At 62.2% G+C, this 17,002-nt stretch carries 20 protein-coding genes; 11 read left to right on the forward strand and 9 right to left on the reverse strand.

The window, feature by feature from the left end; translation table 11 throughout:
• The first annotated feature begins 17 nt into the window (after positions 1-17).
• The 3 genes from V5N13_RS14390 to V5N13_RS14400 all read left to right on the forward strand — a co-directional run bounded on the left by V5N13_RS14390 (position 18) and on the right by V5N13_RS14400 (position 1,920).
• Complete coding sequence (locus V5N13_RS14390) at positions 18-293, forward strand: DUF7111 family protein (protein WP_336361310.1); 276 nt, start codon at positions 18-20, stop codon at positions 291-293.
• Between the two features lie 77 nt (positions 294-370).
• On the forward strand, positions 371-1,537 hold the full coding sequence (locus tag V5N13_RS14395; RefSeq protein WP_336361311.1) for a thiolase domain-containing protein: 1,167 nt from the start codon (positions 371-373) through the stop codon (positions 1,535-1,537).
• Positions 1,534-1,920 carry a Zn-ribbon domain-containing OB-fold protein gene (locus tag V5N13_RS14400; protein WP_336361312.1) on the forward strand — a complete coding sequence of 129 codons (387 nt, stop codon included), beginning with the start codon at positions 1,534-1,536 and terminating at the stop codon, positions 1,918-1,920. The genes V5N13_RS14395 and V5N13_RS14400 overlap by 4 nt, the downstream gene beginning before the upstream one ends.
• Here V5N13_RS14400 and V5N13_RS14405 read toward each other — a convergent pair.
• The 3 genes from V5N13_RS14405 to V5N13_RS14415 are packed head-to-tail and all read right to left on the reverse strand — an operon-like array spanning position 1,917 to position 4,240.
• Positions 1,917-2,822 (reverse strand): alpha/beta fold hydrolase, encoded by a 906-nt coding sequence (locus V5N13_RS14405; RefSeq protein WP_336361313.1) that lies wholly within the window; start codon positions 2,820-2,822, stop codon positions 1,917-1,919. The two genes, V5N13_RS14400 and V5N13_RS14405, sit on opposite strands and share 4 nt — an antisense overlap.
• Positions 2,823-2,847: 25 nt before the next feature.
• Positions 2,848-3,819, reverse strand: coding sequence for a methylmalonyl Co-A mutase-associated GTPase MeaB (gene meaB, locus V5N13_RS14410; RefSeq protein WP_336361314.1), 972 nt, complete (start codon positions 3,817-3,819; stop codon positions 2,848-2,850).
• Between the two features lies 1 nt (position 3,820).
• Entirely contained in the window at positions 3,821-4,240 is a 420-nt protein-coding gene (locus V5N13_RS14415; protein WP_332898624.1) for a cobalamin B12-binding domain-containing protein, read from the reverse strand.
• A 173-nt stretch (positions 4,241-4,413) separates the two neighbouring features.
• On the opposite strand from V5N13_RS14415, the gene V5N13_RS14420 reads away from it, so the two are divergent.
• Together V5N13_RS14420 and V5N13_RS14425 are read left to right on the forward strand one after the other, a co-directional pair.
• Entirely contained in the window at positions 4,414-5,043 is a 630-nt protein-coding gene (locus V5N13_RS14420; protein WP_336361315.1) for a DUF420 domain-containing protein, read from the forward strand.
• A gap of 81 nt (positions 5,044-5,124) precedes the next feature.
• On the forward strand, positions 5,125-6,102 hold the full coding sequence (locus tag V5N13_RS14425; protein WP_336361316.1) for a S1C family serine protease: 978 nt from the start codon (positions 5,125-5,127) through the stop codon (positions 6,100-6,102).
• A gap of 1 nt (position 6,103) precedes the next feature.
• Here V5N13_RS14425 and V5N13_RS14430 read toward each other — a convergent pair whose 3' ends face one another.
• Genes V5N13_RS14430 through V5N13_RS14450 form a run of 5 tightly spaced genes read right to left on the reverse strand, consistent with a single transcriptional unit; the run spans position 6,104 to position 10,153 of the window.
• Positions 6,104-6,865: an ABC transporter permease gene (locus V5N13_RS14430; RefSeq protein WP_336361317.1), complete on the reverse strand. Its 762-nt coding sequence runs from the start codon at positions 6,863-6,865 to the stop codon at positions 6,104-6,106.
• The gene (locus V5N13_RS14435; protein ID WP_336361318.1) at positions 6,862-7,779 is read right to left on the reverse strand and encodes an ABC transporter ATP-binding protein; all 918 of its coding nucleotides are present in this window, start codon (positions 7,777-7,779) and stop codon (positions 6,862-6,864) included. The genes V5N13_RS14430 and V5N13_RS14435 overlap by 4 nt, the downstream gene beginning before the upstream one ends.
• A 40-nt stretch (positions 7,780-7,819) precedes the next feature.
• Positions 7,820-8,053, reverse strand: a complete 234-nt coding sequence (locus V5N13_RS14440; protein ID WP_336361319.1) for an Rdx family protein — start codon at positions 8,051-8,053, stop codon at positions 7,820-7,822.
• Positions 8,054-8,084: 31 nt separating this feature from the next.
• A complete protein-coding gene (locus V5N13_RS14445; protein WP_336361320.1) occupies positions 8,085-8,759 on the reverse strand; it encodes a DUF7546 family protein in 675 nt (224 codons plus the stop codon).
• Positions 8,756-10,153, reverse strand: coding sequence for a heme o synthase (locus V5N13_RS14450; RefSeq protein WP_336361321.1), 1,398 nt, complete (start codon positions 10,151-10,153; stop codon positions 8,756-8,758). Before V5N13_RS14450 ends, V5N13_RS14445 begins: the two co-directional genes overlap by 4 nt.
• Positions 10,154-10,269: 116 nt before the next feature.
• On the opposite strand from V5N13_RS14450, the gene coxB reads away from it, so the two are divergent.
• Positions 10,270-11,079, forward strand: a complete 810-nt coding sequence (gene coxB / locus V5N13_RS14455) for a cytochrome c oxidase subunit II (protein WP_332898632.1) — start codon at positions 10,270-10,272, stop codon at positions 11,077-11,079.
• Between the two features lie 563 nt (positions 11,080-11,642).
• Here coxB and V5N13_RS14460 read toward each other — a convergent pair.
• On the reverse strand, positions 11,643-12,497 hold the full coding sequence (locus V5N13_RS14460; RefSeq protein WP_336361322.1) for a cytochrome c oxidase subunit 3: 855 nt from the start codon (positions 12,495-12,497) through the stop codon (positions 11,643-11,645).
• Between the two features lie 100 nt (positions 12,498-12,597).
• Between V5N13_RS14460 and V5N13_RS14465 the strand changes: the two genes are divergently transcribed.
• From V5N13_RS14465 to ctaD, 5 genes are all read left to right on the forward strand, one after another.
• Positions 12,598-13,992: a hypothetical protein gene (locus tag V5N13_RS14465; protein WP_336361323.1), complete on the forward strand. Its 1,395-nt coding sequence runs from the start codon at positions 12,598-12,600 to the stop codon at positions 13,990-13,992.
• Positions 13,989-14,228 carry a DUF7410 domain-containing protein gene (locus tag V5N13_RS14470; protein ID WP_336361324.1) on the forward strand — a complete coding sequence of 80 codons (240 nt, stop codon included), beginning with the start codon at positions 13,989-13,991 and terminating at the stop codon, positions 14,226-14,228. Before V5N13_RS14465 ends, V5N13_RS14470 begins: the two co-directional genes overlap by 4 nt.
• A gap of 46 nt (positions 14,229-14,274) precedes the next feature.
• On the forward strand, positions 14,275-14,679 hold the full coding sequence (locus V5N13_RS14475; RefSeq protein ID WP_332898636.1) for a DUF7541 family protein: 405 nt from the start codon (positions 14,275-14,277) through the stop codon (positions 14,677-14,679).
• 47 nt (positions 14,680-14,726) lie between these two features.
• Positions 14,727-14,996 carry a DUF6684 family protein gene (locus tag V5N13_RS14480; protein WP_332898637.1) on the forward strand — a complete coding sequence of 90 codons (270 nt, stop codon included), beginning with the start codon at positions 14,727-14,729 and terminating at the stop codon, positions 14,994-14,996.
• Positions 14,997-15,182: 186 nt separating this feature from the next.
• The gene (ctaD, locus tag V5N13_RS14485; protein ID WP_336361325.1) at positions 15,183-16,967 is read left to right on the forward strand and encodes a cytochrome c oxidase subunit I; all 1,785 of its coding nucleotides are present in this window, start codon (positions 15,183-15,185) and stop codon (positions 16,965-16,967) included.
• Positions 16,968-17,002: the final 35 nt, after the last annotated feature.

Here is a 17,002-nt window from a genome sequence, read left to right on the forward strand (position 1 = left end):
AGCCGAATTCTTTCACAATGACCGAGACGGAGCTCACCGAAAACGAGATTACAGCCACGTATTTCGAAACCGACCACGAGCGCGTGCTGACCTTCGAGAAAGGCGGCGTCACGGCCGCGATTGCCCAGAACCGAGAAGGCTACGCCATGCTCAAGGTGCGCCCGACGGCGGACGGCGACGAGATCGAACGCTACTACGGCTTCGACATGGCGTTAGACCACGCTGCAGAACTCCTTTCGGTGTCGCCCCACGACCTGCCGATTCCAGAGGCAGCGGCCGACATGGGGATGTAGCGCGAACGCTCACGAGTTCTTTTCAGAATTTGGGGCGTCCGGTAGGGCTTTATCTCGAACACGACTTATGTCAACACATGACAACCGTTCGTGTTGCAGGAGTGGGCCTGACGCCGTTTGGCGAACAGCCAGAGCGGACTGCCCGCGACCTGTTTGCTGAAGCCGGTCTCGCTGCAATCGACGACTCTGGTGTCGATTCCGGAGACATCGAAGCACTGTTTTATGGGAATTTCATGGGCGAGATGGCGGAGCATCAGGGTCACCAAGGCCCGCTGATGGCGGAAGCCGTTGGCCTCGATGTGCCCGCAACCCGCTACGAAGCCGCTTGTGCCTCCTCGGGCGTCGCCATGCGGCAAGCCGTCAGAACGCTCAGAAACGGCGAGGCCGACGTGCTCCTCGTCGGCGGCGCAGAGCGTATGAACAACCTCGGGACGGCGGGCGCGACCGAAGCTCTCGCCATCGCCGCAGACGACCTGTACGAAGTCCGCGCGGGAATGACGTTCCCCGGCGCGTACGCGCTCATGGCGCGGGCCTACTTCGACGAGTTCGGCGGCACGCGCGAAGACCTCGCGCACATCGCAGTCAAAAATCACGAAAACGCCCTCCCGAACGAGTACGCCCAGTTCAGAAGGGCGATTACAATCGAACAGGCCCTTGAGGCACCCCTGATTGCCTCCCCGCTCGGGCTGTTCGACGCCTGTCCGATCACCGACGGCGCGAGTGCCGTGGTACTCGTGAGTGAGGACTACGCGAAGAAACACGGCATCGAGGCGACCGTCGCCGTCACCGGCACTGGGCAAGGCGGCGATAAAATGGCGCTCCAAGACCGTGGCGACCTCGCCACCTCACCGGCCGCGGACAAAGCCGCAAAGCAGGCCTACGAGGATGCAGGTATTTCTGCAAAAGACGTAGACGTGGCCGAGGTACACGACTGTTTCACCATCGCAGAGGTGCTCGCCACCGAGTCGCTTGGCTTCTTCGAGCGCGGTGAGGGCATCACCGCCGCCCGCGAAGGGACGACGACGCGAACCGGTTCGCTCCCGGTCAACCTCTCGGGTGGATTGAAGGCGAAAGGCCACCCGGTCGGCGCAACCGGCACGGCGCAAATCGCGGAGATGACGAAACTCCTGCGCGGCGACCACGCTCGCAGTGATGCGATTCCGGGCGCGGACGTTGGCGTCTGTCACAACGCGGGTGGCACCGTTGGCAGTGCCGTTGTCCACGTCTTGGAGGTGGTCGAATGACCGAAAACGTGCGCGACGACGGCTTCGACGACCTGCTCGACGCCATCGAAGCGGGCGCGGGATTCTACCTGCGCTGTGCGAACGGCCACGGGTCGCTCCCGCCGCGCCGAGCGTGCCCGCACTGTGGTGACCAAGCGCTCACGCAAGAACCACTCCCCGAATCGGGTGAAATCGAGACGTACTCCGTCATCACCGTTGCGACACCGGAGTTCGAAGAAGATACGCCGTACGTCACAGCAATCGTCGATTTCGGCCCGGTTCGGCTCACCGGACAGGTTCGGGGAATCGACCCCGACGACGTTTCGACCGGCCTCGTCGTCGGCCCGAACATCGAGCAAACGGCGACGATGGGCGAACGACTCATCACGTTCCGCCCGCGTTAGGCGAACACTTTTTCGAGCACCTTCTCTGCGCGTTCGACGTGCGGGAGGAGTTTCGCGCGTTTGAACACGTAGAGCGTCGCGTCTGCTTCCTTTGCGAGTTTTCGCCCTTCAGAGACCGGCGAAATATCGGCGTCTGCTCCCCAGACGATAGTCACGGGAATGTCGAGAGCAGCAAGGATTTCGCCCAAGTCGATGTCGCTGTCGAGTGCCCCAGAGACGAACGAGGCGGGAGCGAAGCGTGCGCCCGGCTGGTGGGCGGTCTGCCACTCGTACTCGGTGCGCTCGTCGGTGATTTCGGCCTCGTCGTAGTAGCTGTGGTCTGCGCTGAAATGGCGAATCGACCGCTTGGAGGCGACGAGGTTGAACAGCGTCTGGCCGAGAACGGGCGACCGAAGCAGGGTTTTGACCCACGGGCGCTCGCCCATCGTCGTGGTAGTCGGGCAGATGAGGACGAGTTCTGCGCAATCTGAATCGCTCGCGGCTTCCGCGGCGTAGGCACTCGTGAGCGACGAGGCAACCCACGTCGCATTTTCAGTGGTGTCTCTCGCGAACTCGCTAACGAAGGCGGTGTAGAACGCGGCGTCGTAGTTCACGGGGTGGCGAGATGACATGCCAAAGCCGGGCAGGTCGGGGGCGATGACGTGGTAGGACTCGGTGAGGGTCGCAAACAGCTCTTTCCACTCGGCGTTGGAGGCAGCGGCGTTGATACCGTGGAGCAAGAGGAGGTCTGGATTCGACTCGTCGCCCGCTTCGGTGTAGGCCACGTCGAACCCGCGCCACTGGTAGGTGTGCTGGATTCCGGAAAGGGCGGGTTCGAGGTCGGCGGCGCGCATGGCGAGATACTGGTTTGCGAGGAGGGGCGATGCGAGGGCAGTTGCTCCGGCGAGCAGGCGGCGTTTCATACGCGAAAAAACGGTCGGCGGGCGTTTAGGACTGACGGCGAGCGGTGCAGTCTTCGATTGGTTCCATGATGCGGTCTGCGATCGTATAGGGGTCTGCCTCGCGGGCGACAACCTCGTCTACGAGGCTGTCGATGCCGCCCTGTTCGGCAATCTCTCCAGCGATGAGCGTCCCCATGTCGGCCCGAAGTAGCGCACGGATTTCCTCTGCGTAGCGGGTTCGCGCTTTTTCGTCCAAGAGGCCGGAGGTTTCGAGGTGTTCGTAGTGGTCTTCGAGCACCGACAGGAACTCCTCGATGCCCTCGCCGGTTTTGGCGACGGTTTCGACGACGAGTGGTTCCCACTCATCGTCAGAATCGCGCATGTGAATCATCTCTTTGAGTTCTTGGACGGTGCGGTCTGCGCCGTCTAAGTCGGCTTTGTTCACGACGAACACGTCACCGATTTCGAGAATCCCGGCTTTCAGCATCTGGATGTCGTCGCCGCTCGCGGGCGGGACGAGGACGGCGACGGTGTCCGCGGTGCGGACGATATCGATTTCGTTCTGGCCCGCACCGACCGTCTCGATGATGATTTTGTCCTTGCCGAAGGCGTCTAAGGCTTTCACGGCGTCTGCGGTGGCCGTCGAGAGGCCGCCGAGGCTGCCGCGGGCGCTCATCGACCGGAAGAACACGTCCATGTCGCCGACCGTTGAGGCCATGCGGATGCGGTCGCCGAGGACGGAACCGCCGGTGTAGGGCGAGGAGGGGTCGACCGCGATGACGCCGACGGTGTCGCCTTGGTCGCGGTAGACCTTCGCCATCTGGTCTACGAGCGTCGATTTGCCCGCGCCCGGACTCCCCGTGATGCCGATGACTTCGGCGTCGCCGGTGTGGGCGTGGAGTTGCGAGATAAGCTCGCGGTAGCCCGGCGAACGGTTCTCGATTTTCGTGATGGTGCGTGCGAGCGCCCGGTGTTTGCCAGCCAGCAGGTCGTCTACGAGACTCGCTGTTGCATTCATGTTAGTCGCGGGCAGGGACGTTGTCGCGGACGAACGAAATCGTCTCTTCCATCGCTGCACCCGGGCCGAAGACGGCGTCAACACCGGCTTCTTTGAGTGCCTTTTTGTCCTTGTCTGGGATGATGCCGCCAACGAGAATGAGCGTGTCATCGAAGGCATCGTACGATTTCAGCCCGTCGATGATTTTCGGGACGAGCGTGTTGTGCGCCCCAGAGAGGATGGAGATGCCGAGGACGTCAACGTCCTCTTGGACGGTTGCCTGGACGACTTCTTCGGGCGCTTTGTGGAGTCCAGAATAGATGACCTCGAACCCGGCGTCGCGGAAGGCACGGGCGATGACGTGCGCCCCACGGTCATGACCGTCGAGTCCAACTTTCGCTACGAGACACCGAATCGGTCGCTGTGATTGCTCTGTACTCATGGTCAATCATTCTCTATCGGACAATTTTACTCTACCGGAACCGACATCCGGTGGCAGGAAGCTGGGAAAATCGCACGGACGGAAAGGTCCGAAGGACGCGAAATGCGAGCATATGACATGCTAGAGGCCGCGAACGCAAAGACACATAGCCTCCCCGTCGTTACACACGACCAATGGCCACCGCCAGTGGAACCTCCTGGGCGAAGGAGAATCCCCGAACGCTCACCATCGTACTGTCGGTCGTCGGCTACGCCCTCGTCATCGGCGTGTTCGCCGGCGCAATCGACATCTTCCCGCAGATTAGCAACGAGACGGTCATCCTGCTTTCTGACATGATTGCCGTCATCAACTCAACCGCACTCATCGCGTTGCTCGCCGGGTGGCGCTTCATCAAACGTGGCGAGATTCGAAAACACCGCGCGGCGATGCTCACCTCGTTCGCGCTCATCTTGCTGTTTCTCGTCGTCTACCTCCTCAAAGTCGGCGGCGGGTTCGAGAAGGCCTTCGTCGGCCCCGAGCTGGTGAAAATCGCCTACCTCATCATGCTCGCCGTCCACATCCTGCTCTCTGTGGTGTCGGTGCCCGTCGTAATCTATGCCGTCGTGCTCGGGCTGACTCACACCCCAGACGAACTCAGAAAGACGAACCACGCGAAAATCGGCCGCATCGCGGTCGCGGCGTGGACGCTCAGCCTCGGACTCGGCATCGTCACATACCTGCTGCTCAACCACATCTACGCGTGGGAACCGCTCCACCGCGGCGCGCTGTTCTTGCTGCCGACCCTCGGCCTGCGCCGTCCGTGACACGTCCACGCACACCTTATCTTTTCAGCCACCCTAACCACAGGTAAAGGCACCGATGCTCGCCGCCTCGCTGTCCCTCCCATGACGCAGAATCACACCTACGAAACGCTGTACAGAGAGACGATTCCCTCCGTCGTGTCGCTGTACGTCCTCCACGGCGGGCGCTACAACGGCTCCGGGTCCGGCTTCGTCTACGACGTTGTCGACGGCACTGGCCACATCGTCACGAACCAACACGTCGTCACCACCGCAGAAGAAGTCGATATTCGTTTCAGCGATGCCGACTGGCGCGTCGGCAAAGTCATCGGCAAAGACGCCTACACCGACCTTGCCGTCGTCGAAGTCGCGGACTTGCCTGAGTACGCGAAACCGCTCCCCATCGCCCATGAAAACCCACGCCCTGGCCAGCCTGTCGCCGCGCTCGGCAACCCGATGGGCCTCGAAGGCTCGATTACCGCCGGGCTCGTGAGCGGCGCGAATCGCTCGATGATAACCCAAGACGGCTTCTCGATTCCCGACACCGTCCAGACCGACGCCCCCATCAATCCCGGCAACAGCGGCGGCCCGCTCGTCACGCTCGCGGGCGAAGTCGTCGGCGTGAACCGGGCGCGCGGCGGCGACAACATCGGCTTCGCCATCTCCGCAGAAATCGTCAACCGCGTCGTCCCCGAACTCATCACCAACGGCGAGTACCGCCATTCGTATCTCAAGGTTCGCACCATCGACGTGTCACCGACAATTGCCGAGGCAAACGAGTTGGCACACCCTGAAGGCGTCCTCGTCGCGGACGTGAGCCTCGGCCCGGCGAGCGGCGCGCTCATCGGCTGTCACGGCACGAAAGAGATTCGCGGCCAAGAGGTGCCCGTCGGCGGCGACATCATCGTCGGCGTGAACGGCCAGCCCATTAGCTCACACGAGCAGTTGATGCGCTACTTGATTCTCGAAACGCGCCCGGACGAACCGCTCGCCGTCGAAATCATCAGAGACGGCGAACGCCTCACCGAGTCGATTACCCTCGGCACGCGCCCGAAACCCGCCCGTCGGATTTCGGTCGCCTGAGTCAGTCCGTGGTGGGGATAAGCACCGCGCCGACGGCGAAGATGGCGACGGCGAGCACGGTGAGGATGACGAACGGTTCTATCCACGCCGTCTGCCCACCACTCACGGGTGCGTAGGTGACCGCGCGAACCCCGCGAGCGAAGTACGTGAGCGGTGAGATGGCCATCACTGGGCGGAACCACGCGGGCAGCAAGTCCGGCGTGATGAACGTCTCAGAGAGGAACAGAAGCGGCAGGGCAATCCCGTTGCTCGCCGCGATGACGCCGTCTTGGGAGCCGGCAGTGCTTCCGAGAATCGCGCCGAGGCCACAAAAGAGCGCCACGCCCACTGCGAGAAACGGGATGATGATGGGCGAGAGGACGATGTCCGCGCCCGTCGTGAGCAAGATGACGCCGAGCAACAGCAAGGCGGCGATGCCGATGATGACCACGTTCACGAGCGTCTGGCCAGCAAGCCACTCCCAGCGTCTGAGTGGGGTCGTCGCCAGCTTTTCGAAACGGTTGCCCTCGCGGTGGCGGGCGACTTCGCTGCCGACCCGCGAGAGTGGGGTGAACAGCACAACGACGGCGAGATATGCGGGCACGTAGTAGCCCGCTGGCTCTGCGAACAGGCCGCCGCCGGTTGGCTGGGTCTGGACGAGCGCGCCGAAGATGAGCACGAGCAACGCGGGGAAGAAGAACGTGAAGAACACGGCCGTCCGGCGACGGGTAAACGAGCGCCACGCCGCGACGAACTCGGCCGAGACGCGGCCAATGGCGCTCATTGGGCCACCTCCACTTTTTCGTCGTCATCCGCGAACGCAGAGCCGGTGAGCCGGAGGTACACGTCTTCGAGCGTCGGCTGGCTCCACGACAGCGCGTCGTAGGTCACCCCGCGCGATTCGAGTTCGCGCACCACGTCACCGATTGCTTCTGGCGGCACGTCGAAGATGGTGAGTTGGTTCTGGCTCGCCTCGACGCGGTAGCCCGACCCCGAGAGCGCAGAGGACCCGACGCTCGTTTCGAAGGTGAGGCGACTCTCGCCGCCGTGTTCTGCGACGAGTGCGCTTGGAGAGCCGACTTCCACGAGTTTCCCATCCGAAAGCAGGCCGACCCGGTCCGCGAGGCGGTGGGCCTCTTCCATGTAGTGCGTCGTGAGAAAGAGGGTGGTTCCCGAGGCGACGAGGTCTTCTAAGAGACTCCAGAGGTCGCGCCGGCCGGCCGGGTCGATGCCCGTCGTCGGCTCGTCGAGAAACAGGAGGTCAGGGTCGTTCACGAGTGAAATGGCGACGCAGGTGCGGCGTTGCTGGCCGCCCGAGAGGTTTTCGTACCACGTATCGGCCGCGGCCTCAACGCCGACCAGTGCGAGCAGATCGTCGGGGTCATTGGCGTCGTCGTAAAGGCCCGCGTAGTATTCAAGGAGTTCACGCGGCGTGAGGCGCTCCGGTGGGTCGAACGACTGGGGGAGCACGCCGATGCGCGCGCGGTCAACCGCGTCGGGTGGGCTTCCGAACAGCGAGACGCTGCCCTCCGCATCGGTGGTTCCGGTCAGCGCGCGTACGAGGGTGGTCTTGCCCGCGCCGTTCGGTCCGATGAGCGCGAACACCTCCCCTTCGGCCACAGAAAGCGAGACGCCGTCGAGAGCGACCGTGTCGCCGTATCGACGTCGGACGTCCTCGCAGACGAGTACGTCGGTCATGTGTAAACCCACTCCCGTCCCTGTCGTAAGGGGTTCGGTTTCAGAAGATATGCGTGCGACACGCGCGCACGATGGCATCCACGTCGTACTCGTCGTCTGCCTTGTCGTAGACAATCTCGTCGTCAACCGTCACGCGGAGGACGCCGTGGTCGCCCATGCGGAGGGTTAGGCTGTCGAGATGGCCCTCAAACGAGGTGAGTATCGCGTGTTGCAACTCCTCTGCGCGCGGGAGATAGCCACAGGGGACACAGTAGGCGATTTCAACGTCGGTCATACGTCGACTGTTGCGATTCACACGGGTAGGCTTACCGCCCGAACGGTCGCCAGTAGAGCAGACCCACCGTGAGCACGAAAATCACGGTCGACAGGCCGTAGGACTGCACCGTGACCGCACCCGCGATGGCCGTGCCACTGCCCACAACGCCGCTCACAATCGAGGCGAGGATGGGCCACGAACAAGAGACACACGACAGCAGGCCGAGGAGGCCTGTAATCGCCGAACTCGCCGCGTCGATGACCGTCGCGTAGACGAGGTAGGAGAGCGCGAGGTAGCCAAGCAAGTTGTATGGCATGAGCGCAAAGCGCAGGGTTTCGCCGCCGTAGAGGAGCGCCGGACTCCAGCCTGGTGGAATCGACAGGACGGCGAGGCGCAAGCCAGTCGGCTCGAACCCACTCGCCGGGCCGACGATGCCGCCTGCAACCCCGAGGACGATGAAGTAGCCAACGGCGACCGCTTTTGCGAGCCGTCTGTGCTCGGGACTCGTCGGCGCGGGTTTGGTGCGGACGAGCGCCCAGAGCGCGACGTTAATCCAGACGAACGGGTAGACGTAGTACTTCGCCGACGCGAGCGTTGGCTGAACGTTTGAAAACTGGAGGTACGCGACGATGAGGAGCAGTTCGGTGTTGACGAGCAACGCGCCCCACATCAGCGTCGATTGGCGCGGGCGCGGCAGGCTGAGGGTGCGGTTTGTGAGACTCATAGGACGAGGGCGTCTATGATGATGGCGAGCAGCAACATCCCGAGATAGGCGTTCGAGGCGTGGAACGCGCGGAACGCCGCGCCGGTGGTGCGCTCGCGGTGGAGCCGGACGACCGCCCAGAGGAACACGCCCCCGAGCGAGACGGTCGTGAGCGCGTAGAGCCACCCGAGCGTGGTCACGGTGCCGAGGACGCTCGCGCCGATGAGCGTGGCCGCGAGGTACCACAGGATGTGTTTCCGGGTGAGTGCGTCACCGCGCACGACGGGCATCATCGGGAAGCCGCCGCGCGCGTAGTCGTCCTTGTACGCCAGTGCGAGGTTGTAGAAGTGCGCTGGCGTCCAGAGGAAGATGACACCCGCGAGCGCGAGACCGGGCAGCCCGATGTCGCCGGTGACGGCGGCCCAGCCGATGAGCGCCGGAAGCGCGCCCGCCGCCCCGCCGAGTACCGTGTTCTGGACGGTGTTCGGCTTGAGAACGAGCGTGTAGATGACGCTGTAAAACAGGATTGCCGTGAGGCCGAGGGCGGCCACGAGCAGGTTCACCTGTGCGAACACCCACAGCGAGATGCCGGTGAGTGCGAAGCCAAAGATGAGCGCGTTGCGGACGGGCACCTGATGGGTGGCAAGCGGTCGTTTTGCGGTGCGCTCCATTTTCTGGTCGATGTCGCGCTCTAAGACGTGGTTGAACGTCCCGCTCGCGCCAATCGAGAGCACGCCACCGGTGAGGGTGTACACGACCGTTTGAATGCTGAGGCCGGGACCCGAGGCGAGCGCCATGCCCGCAGCGGCGACGAGCGCGAGCAGCCACATGAGCCGGGGCTTCATTAGTTGGAAGTACGCCCAGATAGTCGCCTTCGCGCGGGCGGCGAGCGGACGGTCTTTGAGCGGCGTGACGGCTTCCGGTGGCCTCGCTGGTTCTGGCTCGTCAGTGTCGTGTGGTTCGTTGTCGAACGCGGCGGTCTCCTCTTCAAGAGTCCACGCGAGCGCGACGACAATGCCGGTGAAAATTCCCATGCCGACGAGGAGGTGGGCGGTCGGAAGTGCTCCGACGCCACCGGAGTCTGCGACGAGCGCGCCGATACCGACCTGTATCGGATAGAGCGCAAGAACTCCGACGAGCGCGCCTTTGACGCGGCGCGAGGCCGCCCCGCGCAGGCCGCGGACGACGGCGAGCAAGACGAGCAGGCCGACGAGCGCGGCGACGAGGCGGTGGGTGAGGGCGACGAGAAGGGCGGGGTCAGAAAAGTCGAGCGGGCCGCCACAGACAGGCCAACCGGAGCACGCGGCGGCCGCATCGGTGAGCGACGCGGTCGCGCCGACGACCACCAGCAAGTAGACACCCATCGCTGCGCCGGTGAGCAGCGTCGTAAACTTGGGAACGGTGGAGTCGGCCACGATAACGTAACCTCTTATCCGTCTCTTCCATGCGAGCCTATTTATTCCCCGCGCTTTCAGCGCACGCAGAGGGGAAAGTTAGGTATTTATGCCCCTCTTTCTAAGCCCAACCAAGGATGAATTACAAGCGCATCGGGTTCGGGACCCTGCTCTCCGTGGCGCTTCTTGCGTTGGCTGTCGAACCAGTGGCAGCACAAGAGGCAACGTCGGTCACACGGGGGCTTATCGATGGGTTGAACAGCAAACTCCTGTTCGTCGCGATTCCGATTACGATTCTCACCGAAGGAATCCTCATTTACACCGTTTACAAATTCCGTAAAACGGAAGAGCCGAAGCCAACCCAGGAGAACCGCCGCCTCGAAATCACGTGGACCGTCGCCACCGCGATTATCCTCCTGTTCGTCGGCGTCGCCTCCTATCAGGTGCTCGGCAACGAGTTCGTCACCACACCGGAGGACCAAGTAAACAACATTCAAGAAGAGAACGCCGTCGTCGTTGAGGTCACCGCCCAGAAGTACTTCTGGACGTTCCACTATCCACAACACGACGTGAACGCCTCCGACACGATGGTCATCCCATCCGACCGGCCGGTGTATCTCAAGATAACCTCGACAGATTGGCTCCACGCCTTCCACGTGCCAGAACTCGGTCTCAAGCAGGACGCCTTCCCCGGTGAAACTCACACCATCAAAACGAAGGTGAACCCATCCGGCGAGGGCACCTACCAGCTCTACTGTGCAGAGTACTGTGGGGTTGGCCACTCCGGAATGCTCGGTGAGGTCAACGTCACCGACGGCGCAACTTACGACCAATGGATTGAGAACCAGCAGGCGGCCGCCGAATCTGAATCCGGTGGCAACAACACCACCGCTGGTGGCAACAACGCGACGGCCAGCAACAACACCACCGCGAAACTCGCGGCATAATCTCCGTTCTTCTCTGTTTATCACACTGGTGAGCGACGGCGCTCTTGTGCGTCATCTCGTGTCGGTCACGACGTACCGCGCCCCAGCCGCGCTGACTGGTTCTCTCATCCGTTTTTAGGCAATTGACCGGACCCTCACCCTCCTGTCGCCAAGGTACCTACACGACGCTGTGATGCGCCCGTGAGTACCTGCAGTGAGTGGGGGTTTCCGAGTGACTCGCCGGGTCGGGGGCACAGCCACTGGCGTGGATGGTAGCGCTGTCGCCGTTGCATTGTGTCTCTCCTTGTGGGCGTTCAGTGACCGTTCTCCATCGCTCCTGTGCGCTCATGTGTACGTATGACGACGGCCCTGCTCCGCACGGCAGTGAGTCTACTTCGCGTTCAGTCGGTGGGTGGCGGCGCGTTCTCGGTCGTCCGTCCCAGCGACTCAGAGACGATTCACAATGCCCAGACGCGACATGCTGCGACACACGCGCTCCCGTGTGGAAGGTGTGATGCAACGATTGCTGGGTCGAGAATAGGGCAAGTGCTCGCGGGCGAAGCGGTGAAAAGGTGAGACGCAGGTTACAGTGAGTACACCGCGCCGACGTACAGCACGACGACGAGGAAGACCCACACTGCGTCAACGAAGTGCCAGTACATCGAGACCGTCGACACGGAGGTGTGTCGCTCTGCGTCGTACTGGCCTTTGAGCGACCGGATGAACACGATGCCGAGGAGGACGGCACCGAGCGAAACGTGAAGCCCGTGGAGGCCAGTCAAGCCGAAGAAGGCGCTCGCAAACACGCCTTCGGTGAGCGTGAACCCTTCGACGATGATGAACTCGTAGTACTCGTACACCTGCCCGCCGAGGAACACGACCCCGAGCAGGAGGGTTGCGGCGAGCAGTTGGATGAACCGCGTGCGGTTCCCCTTCCGAAGCGCGACGTGCGCGTAGTGGAGGGTGACACTGCTCACGATCAGCAATGCGGTGTTGATGATGACGAGCGACCCGAGGAATCCGTGTGGGATGTGCTCCGGTGGCCACGCACCTGCGCGGATAAAGAAGTAGTAAACGAACCCTGCGCCGAAGGTTGCGACTTCTGTTCCGAGGAACGATACCATCCCGAGACGCAGTCCTTTGCTGTGGCCGTCGCCGTCCCAGAAGTTGACGACGAAGGCGTGATACAGCCAGCCGTACAGTCCGGCAAGGAAGAGGAACGTGCTCGCGACGAACACGCCCGGTCCAGCCATCGGGTCAACGAGTGCATTCTCGCCCCGGGCGAGCACGAACAGGGCCGCGCCAACGTACAATCCAGCCCCGCCAAGGGCGGTGATAAACGGCCACCAGCTCGCCTCACCGAACCCGCGTGGCCAGTCCTCGACCGCGGGGAGGTGGTGGTGACCACCATGGTCATCCGATGCGTCTTCTACGCTCATGGTCGGACGTTTACAGTGGAATACCAAAAACCCTCCCAACCGCATCCGCCGGTAACTGTTTTCGGAACATACACGTTCGTGCCCAGACTACCGCCGGTAAATGAGCGACCGCACCCCGAACGGAGGTCGCAGTTGGCTCCGGGCGGGTACCCTAACCCTCCTCACCCTCACGCTCTTCGTGGGTCGGGCACTCGCCCACGGTGGGAGCCTCCGTGCTGCCACGCCCGAACAACTGGCCATTCCGACGTGGCTCTTCTTGCTGACCGGGAGCGGCGTGATCGGGGCGTCGTTCTTGCTCGCGAGTTTCGTCACGAACCGCGCGTTCATTCGCTCGATTCACGACTGGCACCGACGGCTCTCAGTCCCACGAGCAGCCTTGGCCGCGGGTGCGCTCAAACTCGTTGGCGTACTAGGTCTTCTCGCCGTACTCGTCGTGGGATTTTTCGGGCCACAGTTCCCGCTTGGCAACCTCGCCATCCTCACGGTCTGGGTGGGGTGGTGGGCGGGCTACACCATCTCCGTGTATCTCATCGGAAACACGTGGGAGACGCTCAATCCGTGGCGGACGATTGCAGAGGTGCTCCCCACAGTTGGCGCGACCTACCCTGACCGCCTCGGTGCGTGGCCAAGCGTTGGCGGCCTGCTCGCACTCGTCTGGCTCGAAGTCGTGAGCCCGCTCGCAGACCAAGCCGACCTCCTCTCCACCGTCGTTCTTGGGTACACCATCGTCACACTCGCGGGTGCCGTTTTCTACACGCCGGACAAGTGGTTTTCGACGGTTGACCCCGTCTCGCGCGTGTTCACCTACTACGGCCGAGTCGCCCCACTCAGACGCACCGCGGATGGCCTCAAACTCCGGCTTCCCGGCTCGGCGCTCGAAGACACGCGATTCGTAGACGGCCCGGACGAGGTCGCGTTCGTCATCGCACTGCTCTGGGTCACGACCTACGATGGATTCGTCACCACGCCCGCGTGGACGGACCTCGCGACGTGGCTCGTGAATCTCGGCGTGCCCGCGCTCGTGCTCTACTCCGTCGCATTGCTCGCCGGGTTCGGCCTCTTCCTCGGTGCATACCGTGCGGCCACGCGTCGAAGCATTGGCTTCGCGGAAACGTACCTCCCGGCAAAAACCCTCGCCACGCGATTTGCCCCGTCGCTTCTCGCCATCGCCGCTGGCTACCACCTCGCGCACTTCCTTGGTTACTTCATCTCACTGTCGCCCGCGCTCGTGACCGTTGCGTTCTCGCCACTTACCCCACCGGCGAACGTCCCCGTCATTCCGCTTCCATCGTGGTTTGGCGGCCTCAATCTCACCTTCGTCTTGCTCGGCCATCTTGTCGCAATTTGGGTGGCTCACGCGACTGCCTACGACCTGTTTCCCTCCCGGCTGCAAGCCATCAGGAGCCAGTACCCCTACATCGCCGTGATGATGTTCTACACCATGGTCAGCCTCTGGATTGTCGCAGAACCAGACCTCACCCCTCCATTCCTATGACCGACGACGCACCCTTCCCGTGTCCGTACTGTGACCAGCGATTCGCCCGCGAACAGTGGCAGGCGTTGCATCTTGGCCTCGACCACGACGACGTGTTAACCGACGCAGAGCGCGAAGCCGTCTCTGCGGCTCGCGAGCAAGAGGTTGCAGACCTCAAGACATTCCGACTGAAGGCACTCGCCGCGCTCGTGTTCCTCTACTTTGGGTTCCTATTTGCCTACTCGCTTTTCGCCTGAGGCGAGTTCCGATGCCCCTTTCTATCGCCACTCCGTACGCCCGGCCATGGACGAACAACCGGGATTGAGCGACCAGTACAGCCGTGCCAGCCCGTGGCCGGTGTTCGTCGCCCTCGGCCTCGCTTTGTCTGAGGTCGGTATCGTCATGGCGCTGTTCCCCCTCGCCGTTGGTGGCCTCTTGCTGTTCGCGGGAAGCGTAACCGGAATCCTACAGGAATCAGACTATATCGAGTCACCGTGGCCACTGCTTTCTGGGTTCGGCGTCGTCTTGCTCGCCGTCGGTGGCGGCCTCGTGCTCTCACAGGCAGCTGCATCCACGCCCGACGCCATCCTCACTGCCATCTCGCAGATGAATGGTCTCGTCTTCCGTGGCCTGTCGATTCTCCTCTCTGGTGTGATTCTCGCGGTTCTCGGCGTGGTCGGGAAGGTTGCGGAACCGGCCCAGTTCTAAGCCGAAAACCAACAATCTATTTATTCCGGTGGTCCTAGCAACCCACAATGACCGAGCGCATCTTCGACCGTGACACGATGCTCGACCTCACGGTGAACATGATTCCGATGGGGATTATCCTCTTTTTCATCATTGGGTTCGCCGTGTTCAATCCGTTTGGATTCAACCTAGAAAAGTCAAGTCTCCAGTACGCCCTCCTCATCGTTCCATTCGCCGCGATGGGCCTGCTCACATACTACGCGGGCAAGGCCATCTCGCTTGGCGAACAGGAAATTGAGAACGACGCGAACATGGAAAACCCGTACGAAACGCACTAGGCCCGTTCGTTTCGACTACTTATTGCGTTCATCTCCTGCCTTGCTGTGCGCACACAACCCACACCGTGTTGGGCCTTCCCATAGCGCCCGGCAGACGCGAAAATTACGACGTATTTTGCCGGGTTAATCGTCACCCGCGGACGCGGAACCTAACCATTCTTTACCCTGTGGTTCCGAGGGTCGGACATGGCTACAGGACAGTTAGCACTGACGGTGCTGATGGGGGTGTTCCTCATCGCCGTCGCTGCCTGGCTCTCTCGCGTCGAAGATTGGCGCTCATATGCTCCGCTATCGGGAGGCGGCGGCTACAGGAGGGACACAGGCACCGCTCACGAGGAGAAGCCTGCGGGACTTATCCGCTGGCTGACCACGGTTGACCACAAAGACATCGGAATTCTCTACGGACTCTACGGGACGATTGCCTTCATCTGGGGCGGTCTCGCGGTCCTGCTCATGCGCGTGGAACTTGCCTCGCCGGCACAGGACGTCATCGAGCTGTCGATGTACAACGGCCTGCTCACGAGTCACGGAATCACGATGCTGTTTTTGTTCGCAACGCCCATCATCGCGGCGTTCTCGAACTACTTCATCCCGCTGCTGATTGGCGCAGACGACATGGCGTTCCCGCGCATCAACGCCATCGCGTTCTGGCTCCTGCCACCGGCGGCGCTGCTCATCTGGGCTGGCTTCTTCTTGGACCCACTCACGGGTGGACAGATTCAAGCCGCACAGACGAGCTGGACGATGTACACCCCGCTGTCCGCAGAACAGGCCAACCCCGGCGTTGACCTGATGCTCCTCGGGCTGCACCTTTCTGGTGTCTCTGCGACCATGGGTGCGATTAACTTCATCGTCACCATCTTCACCGAACGCAATGACAAGGTCAACTGGGCCAACCTCGACATCTTCTCCTGGACGATTCTGACCCAGTCCGGCCTCATCCTGTTCGCGTTCCCACTGCTTGGCAGCGCGCTCATCATGCTGTTGTTAGACCGTAACTTCGCCACGACGTTCTTCACCGTCGGCGGCGGGTCACCGATTCTCTGGCAACACCTGTTCTGGTTCTTCGGCCACCCAGAAGTGTACATCCTCGTCCTCCCACCGATGGGGATGGTCAGCTATATCTTGCCGAAGTTCGCGGGACGCAAGCTGTTCGGGTTCAAGTTCGTCGTCTACTCGACGCTCGCCATCGGCGTACTCTCGTTCGGTGTGTGGGCCCACCACATGTTCTCGACGGGTATCGACCCACGCCTGCGTGCGTCGTTCATGGCCGTCTCACTGGCGATTGCCATCCCGAGTGCGGTCAAGACCTTTAACTGGATAACCACGCTCTGGAACGGGAAACTCCGGATGACCGCCCCGATGCTGTTCTGTATCGGGTTCATCTCGAACTTCATCATCGGCGGCGTCACCGGTGTCTTCCTCGCGGCGGTTCCGGTCGACCTCGTGCTCCACGACACCTACTACGTCGTGGGTCACTTCCACTACATCGTGATGGGCGTCATTGCGTTCGGCGTGTTCGCCGCGGTGTACTACTGGTTCCCAATCTACACCGGGCGGATGTACCAGCGCACGCTCGCTAAGTGGCACTTTTGGCTCGTCATGGTCGGGACGAACCTGACGTTCTTTGGCATGCTCATCCTCGGCTACCTCGGCATGCCGCGGCGCTACGCCACCTACGACTTCAACCCGGCAATCACGCCGATGCAGGCGATTACGGCGCTCCACCAGCTCGCAACCGTCGGCGCGTTCATCATCGCCATCGGCATGGCCATCTTCGTCTGGAACATCGTCATGTCCTGGATGGAAGGCCCCGTCATCGAAGACGGCGACCCATGGAGTCTCAAGGACACGAATCAGCACGGCCACGAATGGCACTGGCACGAAAACCGCGTCAACCGCTCTATTGTCGCGGCTGACGGCGGTGAAGAAGAAGTCGCAACCGACGGCGGCGAAGTCGCAGACGAGTAAGCATCGGTCGCAGTTTTTGTTTTTCACGCATTCAC

Source organism: Haladaptatus sp. ZSTT2 (assembly GCF_037081775.1).
Classification (GTDB): Archaea; Halobacteriota; Halobacteria; order Halobacteriales; family Halococcaceae; genus QDMS2.